Source organism: Stenotrophomonas sp. HMWF003 (assembly GCF_003061285.1).
GTDB classification, from domain to species: domain Bacteria; phylum Pseudomonadota; class Gammaproteobacteria; order Xanthomonadales; family Xanthomonadaceae; genus Stenotrophomonas; species Stenotrophomonas maltophilia_AP.
In genome coordinates this window covers 20715-28726 of sequence record NZ_QAIW01000002.1, presented here as the reverse complement: position 1 = coordinate 28726, position 8012 = coordinate 20715, and the positions used below count along the sequence as shown (strand labels likewise).

The window sequence follows — 8012 nt, the reverse complement described above, 5'->3', positions numbered from 1 at the left end:
CCCCTGCTTGCCAGCAAAGGGGCAGTCACACGCCCCACCCCACCAGACCTTGACGCAAGGCCACCTACAGTGGCCCTGTCCCGCCTGGAAGCCCCCGATGCCCGCCTGTTCCCGCCTGACCGGCCTCATGCTGGCCGCCCTGCTCTGCACCGCCAGCGCCGGCGCCGCCGAACCCGCCCGCCAGACGCCCCAGCCACCCGACCAGCAGTGGCAGCCGCTGTTCCAGCAAGTCCAGGGCGCTCACCTGTTCAAGGACCAGAAGACCTTCGCCGACGCCATCCCGCGCCAGGATGCCCGTGCGCTGCTTGGTCACTGGCAGCAGGCGCAGACGCAGCCGGGCTACACCCTGCCCGCCTTCGTCGCCGCACAGTTCACGGTGCCCGGCGATACGGCCGCCTATGTACCCCCGGCCGGGGAGAGCCTGCGTGCCCACATCGATGGCCTGTGGCCGGTGCTGACCCGCACCACCAGCACTGCCGACCCGCACGGCTCGCTGCTGGCGCTGCCCAAGCCCTACGTGGTGCCCGGCGGGCGTTTTCGCGAGGTCTATTACTGGGACAGCTACTTCACGATGCTGGGGCTGGCGGCCAGCGGGCGCTGGCAGCAGGTGCGCGACATGGTCGACAACTTCGCCTGGCAGCTGGACCAGTACGGGCACATCCCCAACGGCAACCGCAGCTACTACCTGAGCCGCTCGCAGCCGCCGTTCTTCAGCGTGATGGTGGACCTGCTCGCCACCCACGAAGGCGATGACGCCTACCGCCGCTACCTGCCCCAGCTGCGCACCGAGCATGCGTTCTGGATGCGCGGTGCCGACGGCCTGCCACCGGGTGCGGCCAGCGAGCGCGTGGTGCGGCTGGCCGACGGACAACTGCTCAACCGCTACTGGGATGCGCGTGCGGTGCCGCGTACTGAATCATGGACCGACGATCTGGCCACCGCCGCGCAGGCGCCACAGCGCGCGCCATCGCAGGTGTATCGCGACCTGCGCGCGGGGGCGGAGTCGGGCTGGGATTTCAGCTCCCGCTGGCTGGCCGACCCGGCCGCGCTGGGCAGCATCCACACCACTGCCGTCGTGCCGGTGGACTTGAACAGCCTGCTGTTCCATCTTGAAAAGACCCTGGCCCGCGCCAGCAAAGTGACGGGCGACCGCGCTGCGGCACGCGATTACGAGCAGCGGGCGCAGGCGCGCCAGAAGGCGATCAATACAGTGCTCTGGGACGCCACCCAGGGCTGGTACGTGGATCGCGATATCGAGCGTGGTCAAACCCGCCCTGCCCTCACTGCAGCGGCGCTGTTTCCGCTCTGGCTGCAGGTAGCCACCCGCGCGCAGGCCCGGCAGACGGCAGCGGCGGTGGATGCGCAGTTGCTGCGCCAGGGCGGCCTACTCACCACCACGGTGCGTACCGGGCAGCAGTGGGACGCACCCAACGGCTGGGCACCGCTGCAGTGGGTCGCGGTGGATGGGCTGCAGCGCTATGGCGAGAACACGCTCGCGCGCCGCATCGGCACGCGCTTCCTGAACACCGTGCAGGCCGTGTACGACAGCGACGGCAAGTTGGTGGAGAAGTACGTGGTGGACGGCTCGGCCGGCGGCGGTGGCGGCGGCGAGTACCCGCTGCAGGATGGCTTCGGGTGGAGCAACGGGGTGACCCTGGCGCTGCTGGACCGGCTGTGCCCGCCGCGACGCACCTGCGTCAGTGCACAGGATGTGGGCGCCGCGGACTGAGCCGCGGCACCGAGACGATCACGGTGCGCGCCTGCCCTGCGCGCCCGGAACCGATCGCGCAATACCATATTGCGCGGCGTAGTACGTACTCAGCACCAGCAGGCTGGCCATCGGCAACCCACCGCCGAAACGGTCCCAGGCCAGCAGGCAATCGCTGGCCACGAACAGCACCGCGCCGCCGGCCGCCCACGCCGTGCCGCGCCGGTCGACGCCCTGCGGTGCCGGCGCGCGCCAGTGCCGCGCCAGCGCGAGGATCGCCATGACCGCCAGCACCACCACGTAGGCCAGCACCGGCACGCGCATGTCGGCCGGCAGGTGCGGCCACAACGCGATGAGGTTGCCCGCGGCGAAGGCACCGAGCAGCACGGCCGCCACGCCCAGTCCGCGCCCGGCGTGGATGCCGGCGCGGAAGGCGACGATGTAGCAGACATGCGCCAGCAGGAACGCGACCAGGCCCGGCACGAAGGCATCCATCGGCAGCATCAGGGCGATGTCGCCGAGGCAGGACAGACCCATGCCGGCCAGCACCGCACGGCGGTAGCCGGCTGCTGGCAGCGTTGTTGAGGTGCCCGGGCTGCGGGCGACCTGACCCGCCTGCCATGCGATCGAAGCGATCAACAAGGTGGCCAGCGGCTTGGCCAGCCAGTGCACCCAACGTCCATCGCCGTCCAGGCCCGCGCCGACAATGGCGGCGATGGCCACGGCCACGATCAGTACATCGCGGCCGCGCGAGGTCATCGGGCTTTCCACAGCTCGGCCAGGCGATCAGGCTTGCCGGCGATGCGCTGCAGCGACGGGTACAGCAGGCCACCGTGGTAGTCCAGGCTCACCGTGTCGATGCGGTCGAAACTGCGCACCAGCAGGGTAATCGGCGCCTTGTCGGTCTTGGCGGCCGTCACCGCGTCCTTCAGCACGTCGCCCTTGAACACGCGCCCGTTGACCGCCAGCACCGTCATGCCCGGTGCCAGGCCGGCGTTGAACGCCGGGCTGTCCCACAGCACGTCGGTCAGCACCCCACTGTTGGCCACGCTGACGCCGAGCGAGTACGTCAGGTTGATGCCGGCGGCGCGGGTTTCCTGCGCCTTGACCGCGTCGCTCGGGGTATCGGTGTAGACCAGTTTCCAGCCGGCCGCGTCCAACCCGCCGGTGAGCGAACGATGCCCGTCCAGGCGCTCGCGCAGGAAGCTGGCCCAGTCAAACGGGGCGATCCCGTTCAAGGTGTGCACCACGTCCTCGAAGGTGTACGGATGGACGTTCCAGTCGCCATCGTTCACGCCGAAGAACGCCTTGGCGAAATCGTCGAGGCTGCGCTTGTTGCCGGTCAGCGCACGCAGCTTGCCTTCCACTTCCAGCCACACCATCTGGCCACCGGAGTAGTAGTCCTCGCTCAGCTGGTAGTTGCGGAAAGCCAGTGCGCGACGCTGGGCGATGGTGGGATCGTTGGTGGTGTCCTGCAGCGCGCGCCACGCCAGGCCCGGTCGGCCGCGATCGTAGGTGGCCGCCACGTTGGCGAGGGTTTCGCGGGTCTGCTGCACGCTCCACAACCCCGAGCGCGCGGCCAGCACCTGGCCCCAGAACTGGGTCTGGCCTTCATACAGCCACAGCAGGCTGTCGCCCATCGGCACGTTGAAATTGGGCGTGGACAGATCCGCACCGCGCCGGTACTTGCCATTCCAGGAGTGGTTGAATTCGTGCGGCAGCAGGTCGCGGCCCAGCCAGTTCTTGTCCCATTCGGTGAAATAGCCCGGCTCGGCGCTGTTCTCGCTGGAGCGCTGGTGCTCCAGGCCGATGCCGCCGAGCTTGCTGGTCAGCGCCAGCAGGAAGTCGTAATGATCGAAGTGGCGTGCGCCGTACAGCTTGTAGATCTGCTGCACCAGCGCGCGGTGCGCCTGCAGCTGTTCGGGCTTGGCGACCAGCGATTTGGCATCGTCGGCAAACACGTTCAGGCGCACCGGTACCTTGGCGCCCGGATCCAGGTCGAACTGCTGGTAGTAGCGGCCGGCGAACAGCGGCGAATCGACCAGGTGGTCGTAGCTGATCGGCTTGAACACCACGGTGTCGCCGTCGCGGCGCTCGGTTTCCAGCGCGGTGGCGTAGTTCCAGCCCTTGGGCAGGGTCACGCTGGCCTGCGCCTGCAGGTTGCGGGTGATCACGCCGGCCGGGTACAGCGAGTTGGCGTTCCACTGCAGGTTGAGCATTTCCGGGGTCATCACCACCCGGCCCTGGCTGCCGCCCTGCGAGGACAGGAACTTGAACTCGGCCACCACTTCGCTGGCACCGTCGGGCACATTCACCTTGAAGGCGTACACGTCGTACTGATCGCGCGTCCACTGCAGCGGCTTGCCGTTGGCGGTGACCACCAGCCCGGCTACCTTGTCGATCGGGCCACTGGGCGAATGCGCACCGGGCAGCCACTGCGGATACAGCAGGGTGAGCGGGCCGGGCCTGGCCGGAATGGTGGCCTTGACCTTGAAGATGCGCCGGCCGATGTCGCGTGCGTCCACCTCGATGCGCAGCACACCCGGCCAGGCGACATCCTGCGGGGGCGGCGTCTGCGCCTGTACGCCGGTGGCAGTAAGTGCCAGCAGCACGGACAGGACGGTGGTACGCATGTTCATCGGCAACGCTCCGGCGGGCAATCCTCGATGCTAGACCTCGCGGACGCACAGCCCCATGGCCAAAGGTCATGACCGGACCGCACCGGACGACCGGGAGGTATCACGCTCGAGCCGGGTGCGCGTGCAGGGCTGTTGTCAGCACCCTAGGCCGGCACCCCGGCCGGCCGCTGTAGTTGATCGCCCGCCACCATTCCCTGCACCAGGCTGATCACCCGTTCCGTACTGGCGATCGTCTCTGGTCTGTGCGCTACGATGATCCGGGTGAGAGTGAGCTGCCCGATGGCCTGGTTTACTGTCCTCTCGTTGGCAATATCCAAGTGGCTGGTTGCCTCGTCCAGGACCAGCACGCGCGGCGAGCCGTATAGCGCGCGGGCAAGCAGGATGCGCTGTGCCTGCCCGCCGGAGAGCCCGGAACCGATATCGCCTACGATGGTGTGGTAGCCCATTGGCATGGCATCGATTTCTGCATCGATCGAGGCCAGACCAGCGCAGTGTCGGATACGGTCCAGATCGGGTTGCGGATCGAAGAAGCAGATGTTGTCCGCGATCGAGCCAGCAAACAACAGGTCATTCTGCATGACCGTACCCAGCAGCCCACGGTACCTGGCCACGCCGTAGCGCTCGATCGGTGTGCCGTTGACCAGGATGTCGCCCGAGGTGGGCTCCAGCAGGCCCAGTAGCAGCTTGACCAGCGTGGTTTTGCCGGAACCGGACACACCGGTAATGGCGATGGACTGCCCGGCATTGAATCGTATGCTGATGCCATGGAGGACGTCCGGCTCCATGGCCGAGTAGCGGAACGTGACGTTGCGGAACTCGATTTCAACCGCATCCCCGACGGGCGTATCGTCCGTATGGGATGCCTCTTCGCCGGGCGTCATGACGATGTCTGCCACGCGCGACGCGTGCAGCGACAGCATGCGAGCCTCGAACAGCTTGTCCACCATGCTGGCCACTCGCTGACTGAACTGATCCTTGTAGCTCAGGTAGGCAAAAAGCATACCTACGGAGAACTGCTTCTCGGTAACGGCAACTGCCGCCAGCCAGATCACGACGATGCGCTCCAGGTTGAACAGCAGCGCATTGGCCGTCTGGTTGATCATCGATAGCCTGGCGACCCCAAGGTCGGCGTTGTACTGGTCTGCCAGCGCATTGGACCAGCTGTTGTGGCGAATCGAACCCCGCCCGAACAGGCGAATGCTCTGGATGCCACGCACAGACTCCATGAAGCTCTGCTCCTGCCGCGCGGCATGGATGATCTGCTCGGACGTGGCGTTCCGCAGTCGACCGAACAGCACCAAACGAAGCATGATGTACACCGCCACCGCCACAAGCGTTACCAGCGTCAGACGCGGGCTGTAGGCAAGCATCATCGCAAGGGTTCCAACCATCATCAGACCGTCCAGGATTGCCTCCACGAACTGGGTGGTCACGATCCGCTGCATGGCGATGATGGAGTTGAACCGGGAGATGATGTCGCCGGTGTTGCGCTTCTCGAAGAACGGCAGGGGGAGGCGCATCAGGTGCGCGAACGCGTTGCCCAACCACTGGAAGTTGAAGCTGGTGGAAAGCGTGGTTGTAGCCCAGGTCCGGGCCGCCGCCAGGACCGTCTGTACCAGTACCAGAAGGATGAACCCGATGCCCAGCACTGCGATCAGGTCGAGGTCTCCGTTGACCAATGCCTCGTCGACCGTCCACTGAAGGAAGAACGGCAGCAGCAGTGCGCACACCTGCAGGGCAACACCCAGCGCGATCACACGCGTGAGGCCCCGCTTGAGCCCCACTACCCGTCCCATCAGGTCGCGCAGGCGATAGCGCTGCACTTCCCTGCGGGGGACGAAATCACTTGCGGGCGCCAATTCCAACGCCACGCCGGTGAATGATCGGCGGACGTCTCCCATGCTGACCCTGCGTCGGCCGGTGGAAGGATCGTGGATGACGATCGAATCTCGCCCTACCGACTTCAGCACCACAAAGTGGTTGAAGTTCCAGTGCAGGATGCAGGGGGTTGCCAGATCCGGGAGGCTGTCCACATCCAGGCTGAGCGCGCGCGACTGTAGTGAGCAGGCCGTTGCGATGCGGACCAGCCCAAGCATGGTGGTCCCCTTGATCGAGACGGGGAAGCGTTGCCGCAACGAGTGCAGGTCCACCGTGTACCCCCAGTAGCCGGCCACCATTGCCAGACAGGCCAAGCCGCACTCACTGGCCTCGGCCTGCAGGATGACCGGTACGGCTCCGCGCTTCCAGAGATCGACGTTGAGAGTTTTCATCGTGCGTCCGCCCTTGCCTAGATTCGTCCGGTCACGGTAAACAGCGGATCCAGGATCCACTCGTACAGTCGCCTGCGCTCAAGGGTGACATCACCCTCGGCCAGCATTCCCGGCCGCAACGACACGTCTTCGCCGTAGGCGCGCACCTTCGCCGAGTCCAGGCTGACACGCACCCGATACAAGGGTTCGGCCCCGGACTCAAGCACACTTTCGGGAAGCCTCACCTCATCGGCGCGCATCGTCGACCGCGAGATGGCCTTCACCTTGCCGCGATGCAGGCCGAACTTCTGGTAGGGAAACGCGGGATAGCGCATGGTCACGTCCATGCCCACCCGCATCAGTCCAACCGCCTTGGAAGGCGCGTACATTTCCACTTCCAGCGGCAGGTGTGCGGGAATGATCACGGCGAGCGATGCCAGTGCAGCAACACTCTGCCCGGGCACGATGTTCACCGTGCCGATCGTGCCGTCACTCTGCGCGCGGATCACCACGGTCCGCAGGCCGCTGTTCTCTGCAATCTGCTGCCCAAGCTCGGCCACGTTCCGCTGCATGTCCCGGCTGTCGCGCTGGGATTGCACCTCCAGGTTGTCCAGCTCCAACTTTGCCGAGATCTTCTCCCGCCGCAGGCTGGCAATCTGACGCTGGAGTTCGGCGAGTCGTTGTCGCTTGTCGAGCAGATCAGCCTGCCGTTCCCGGGCGGAAACACCGGACACGTAGCGTGAGTTCACCAGCTCGGCATAGGTCTTGGCGGTCTGCTCGGCGAGGTCCACGATCTGTCGCTGCAGGTGCTCCTGCTCCACCATTGCCTGGAGTTCGCGGTCGTACTCGCCGATGCGGGCGCGCAGGGGGGCACGCTGACCATCAAGCTGCAGGCGTCGTTCTCTCATGTCCTGTTCGAGACTGTCGCGACGGGTTGCCAGCAGATCGCTCACCGAGCCCACGCTGCCTGCGATCTGGGTGTTGGATCTGGCATCCGAAACAACGAACAGGGGCTGCCCAGCCTTGACGTCCTGGCCTTCAGCAACAAGGACCTCGGAGATGCTTCCCGCCGAAGGCGCCATAATCGATACCGTGCCACCCTGGGGCACCACCACGCCCTGCCACTTCACCTTGCGCGAGGTGCTGAAGGTCAGCAGGAACGCAAGGATGAACACCACCAGCAGCATCCCCACCCACGCAAGGCGGGTCATCAGGCGATCCCCGATCAACAGCACCGTGCCGTAGGGCCGGGTGCTTCGCGAGGCGTCCATTGCCTCATGGCGGAACATGCCGGTGTGCGCCGGCTTGTCGGGGTCCTGTTCGGGGGTCACTGCAGCCTCCGTACCACTGCGTTCCTGCCATCTGCCCGGCCGCGGGTATGCTGGCCGGCCCTGCCCGCACGCTGCCGCCCCTCTG

Annotated in this window: 5 protein-coding genes; 1 reads left to right on the top strand and 4 read right to left on the bottom strand. The window is 66.3% G+C overall.

The genetic code is table 11. From position 1 onward, the window contains the following. The first annotated feature begins 97 nt into the window (after nt 1-97). Nucleotides 98-1729: an alpha,alpha-trehalase TreA gene (gene treA, locus DBR34_RS00130; protein WP_128095204.1), complete on the top strand. Its 1632-nt coding sequence runs from the start codon at nt 98-100 to the stop codon at nt 1727-1729. 18 nt (nt 1730-1747) lie between these two features. On the opposite strand, the gene DBR34_RS00125 is transcribed toward treA, so the two are convergent. From DBR34_RS00125 to DBR34_RS00110, 4 genes are all read right to left on the bottom strand, one after another. Continuing rightward, entirely contained in the window at nt 1748-2467 is a 720-nt protein-coding gene (locus DBR34_RS00125) for a lysoplasmalogenase (RefSeq protein ID WP_128095203.1), read from the bottom strand. Next, entirely contained in the window at nt 2464-4347 is a 1884-nt protein-coding gene (locus DBR34_RS00120; protein ID WP_128095202.1) for a M61 family metallopeptidase, read from the bottom strand. The genes DBR34_RS00125 and DBR34_RS00120 overlap by 4 nt, the downstream gene beginning before the upstream one ends. 143 nt (nt 4348-4490) lie before the next feature. Continuing rightward, nucleotides 4491-6617, bottom strand: coding sequence for a peptidase domain-containing ABC transporter (locus DBR34_RS00115; RefSeq protein ID WP_128095201.1), 2127 nt, complete (start codon nt 6615-6617; stop codon nt 4491-4493). Nucleotides 6618-6634: 17 nt separating this feature from the next. Next, nucleotides 6635-7927, bottom strand: a complete 1293-nt coding sequence (locus DBR34_RS00110; RefSeq protein WP_181393854.1) for an HlyD family efflux transporter periplasmic adaptor subunit — start codon at nt 7925-7927, stop codon at nt 6635-6637. Between the last annotated feature and the right edge of the window lie 85 nt (nt 7928-8012).

Excerpts from the sequence above, each read along its gene's own strand:
- DBR34_RS00125 (WP_128095203.1), bottom strand. The coding sequence starts at position 2,467 with ATGACCTCGCGCGGCCGCGATGTACTGATCGTGGCCGTGGCCATCGCC.
- DBR34_RS00115 (WP_128095201.1), bottom strand. The coding sequence starts at position 6,617 with ATGAAAACTCTCAACGTCGATCTCTGGAAGCGCGGAGCCGTACCGGTC.
- DBR34_RS00120 (WP_128095202.1), bottom strand. The coding sequence starts at position 4,347 with ATGAACATGCGTACCACCGTCCTGTCCGTGCTGCTGGCACTTACTGCC.
- treA (WP_128095204.1), top strand. The coding sequence starts at position 98 with ATGCCCGCCTGTTCCCGCCTGACCGGCCTCATGCTGGCCGCCCTGCTC.